The following is a 2914-nucleotide window of genomic DNA, read 5'->3' as shown; positions in this document are numbered from 1 at the left end:
TTTCTTGTTTCAATGTTCGATTTTCTTCCATCCATCCCTCTGCATGCACTTTTAAACTCTCATTCTCTTTCACAAAATCTGTCTTTTTCAAACGATCATAATCCTTTTTAATAGTAACCGCTGCATTCACTTGTTTTGTAAATTCTTGATATTGTTCCGGTGATAATACATAATTTCTTGTCTCTTTCTTCGTGATTTCAGCTTTCCCAATCATTTTATCCTGTACTTGTGTTATTACTTCTTTACGCAAAAACGGAATTACAACGGGCTCATTTGGAACTTGATCCGTAGCACTATCTAATTCTGTTTGCATTTGTTTTACTCTTTTTTCTAATTCTACATGACGCTGGCCAATTATCTGCAGTTTTTCACTTTCACTCTCTACTTGTTGTTTCACTATCTCTAATTCTTTGTAATTATCAACGACATCACTTTCCAAACTCTTTTTCGCTACTTGTAATTCTTCTGTTTTCTCTTCAACGTTTTTTAAATGATGATCAATCGTTTGTAACTGCGTTTCTTTTTCTTGTACTTGATTCTCAACAATTGATTTTGTTTCTGCATATTCCTTGTACTGACGAACCTTCATGTACTTATGAGAACCTACATTAGCTCTTTCAAAATCCGGAATCTGCTCTTTTGTTAGTTCTTCAATATAAGCTGTTTCGAACACACGCCAATTAGCAATTAATTCCGTTCCTTTTCCTTCTATGCCTTGCTGTTGCAAGGCTCTATCCATTCCGACACGCCTCGTTAATCCTCGACTACTTTCGAAATTCGGTACATAGTTAATATGTAAATGCGGATTTGCTTCATCATCATGTAAAACCATGTTATAAACTGCTAGATTTGGATTTCGCTCTTGAAACGCCTCGGCATACTGTTTTAACGCTTCCTTTTTGGCTCCCCTATACTTTGGGTCATCTTTACCCTCTCCCACCGCTACAACCAATTCTCGTTGCTCATGTGTCTTATCGTCTTTATGTATTTTGTCATAATAATCATCAATCTTACGGTCATTCCGTTTTTGTTTCTCGTTATACTTATCAACCGCTTCTTGAAAGACATCCTTGTATACACTTCGGATGTCCTTTTGAACAAAGTAAATATTCTCGTCTAACCTTGATGGATCGATGCCAGGATTACCATGAATGTTTTCTCTGTTATTATGGCTCAATGAACTTTGGTGAGATTGATTAAATGAGATAGACCCGAACATAAAGTGCCACCACTTTCCCTAGATTAATTGATACCATAAGTCTAGCAAAGCGACGAAATGGAGTCAATTAGAGTAACCCTATACTTGTTTTGACGCTATCGCATCAAAACAGATAGGGGTCTGCGACGCTCTTCGGCTCTGCCGAGCCACGTAGTACGTGGCAAAACAAAACCTTGGGCGTTGCCCAAACCCACTGGGGAACTCTTCCCCAGACCCCATCAATCAAACTCCCCAACCCCTCAATCCTTGAGGGGCTCCCTCGCCGGTTGGCAGGAACAAACGGTTGTTTGTTCAATGCCAAGAGGGTTTGGGTGTCGTTCAGTTGGTCAAGTCAAATACTCCCTTCGCTTCGCTGGGTCCGTTTTGATTGACCAACACACGCAACCATCTCTACTTAGAGTCAAGGTTTGTCCAATTGATTTCCAAACCCTCACTCAATAATTCATCAATTTCATCTTGCTACAGCAATGATAATAAAAAGTTAAGTTCTTCTTCAATCCGTAAGATATGTGCTTCAATTACCGCTTTATCTGTTCCAGCTGAATTGAATCGCTACACATAAAAAAAGACACCCTAAGGTGCCTTTCTCCAACTTGAACCATCTTAATTTTAATAATATAAGTAGATTATGCAGATACAGCAGCTTTATCTTTACGGAAGATTCCCATTAATCCACCAATTAATAATAATACTCCTGGTAATAAGTAAATGATAGAGATACAGATGAATCCTCCAATAGCAGCAAGTGTCATCATAATACCGCCAACTTTAGCATTTTTTTTAACTACTACGCAGCCGACAATTCCTAAGATTGATAGAACTACAGCTCCCCATCCTAAACCGATGATGCTATCTGCACCTTCAGCTTCAAACGCAGCTCCCATACCGCCGATCATTAAAGCGATAAATGCACAAATAATACCGAAAATACCACCGATAAGACCTAATACAAATTCAGTTGTTCGTTTCATAGTTATAACTCCATTTCTAATTTACTATTGAAGATTTATTCGAATTTCTTTTTTAGTTAAGAAATTTGGTTTGAAGATTAATTGAAGTTTAGGATCTCCTTGTTTTGATTCGAAAGCAATAGTTCCAGAAATTTTTCCGTTTGGTGCAAGTTTTCCGGAATTCAATACAGTATCTTGGTTAACTGTAGTGAATGCTTGATCTACAATATTCCCTTCACTGTTTTGTAAGCTAAAATCGAAAGGATTATAACTTATTTCTTCCTTACCACCATTTTCTATAGTTACATTAGCGATTAAAAATTCATGTCCATCTTTAGGTTTATCAAATTCTCCACCTTGAGACTTTTCAATATTTACGACAGTTAATTTGTGGTCTCCAAGTTGAATCATTTCGCCAATTTTAAATTCTTTCTTCTCTTCTTTCTTTTCAGTTGCTTGTTCTGTTTTAGTATCATTCGATACCTTTTTTGCAGTTTCTTCTGTTTCACCACATGCAGCCAAACTAAAAGAAAGTGCTCCAGCTAAAGCGATTGTACCCAATTTTTTATACATTATGTTTCCTCCAATTATGTAAAATGTAAGATTTCCGAGCTTATCATATCAAACAATTAATCATATTATTGTCGTATTTTGTCGAATGGAAATAAAAAAGAGAGCATAAGCTCTCACTGAGGTCACCATATCCACAGCAAATTTGAATGTAAACTTTTAGATATTAGTTTAC

The 2914-nt window shown here is 36.7% G+C and carries 3 protein-coding genes; all 3 read right to left on the bottom strand.

Annotated features, from left to right (window positions below; genetic code table 11):
* Window positions 1-1219 (bottom strand): plasmid recombination protein (locus AB3X49_RS23140; protein WP_367965007.1); only part of this gene is annotated, 1219 nt, incomplete at its 3' end.
* A gap of 626 nt (window positions 1220-1845) precedes the next feature.
* Complete coding sequence (locus tag AB3X49_RS23135; protein ID WP_367965005.1) at window positions 1846-2190, bottom strand: DUF4064 domain-containing protein; 345 nt, start codon at window positions 2188-2190, stop codon at window positions 1846-1848.
* Window positions 2191-2214: 24 nt separating this feature from the next.
* Window positions 2215-2742 (bottom strand): DUF4352 domain-containing protein, encoded by a 528-nt coding sequence (locus tag AB3X49_RS23130; protein WP_367965004.1) that lies wholly within the window; start codon window positions 2740-2742, stop codon window positions 2215-2217.
* Window positions 2743-2914 lie beyond the last annotated feature (172 nt).

It is taken from the genome of Bacillus sp. C30 (assembly GCF_040838255.1).
Classification (GTDB): domain Bacteria; phylum Bacillota; class Bacilli; order Bacillales; family Bacillaceae_G; genus Bacillus_A; species Bacillus_A mycoides.
This window is presented reverse-complemented; position numbering and strand designations above follow the sequence as displayed.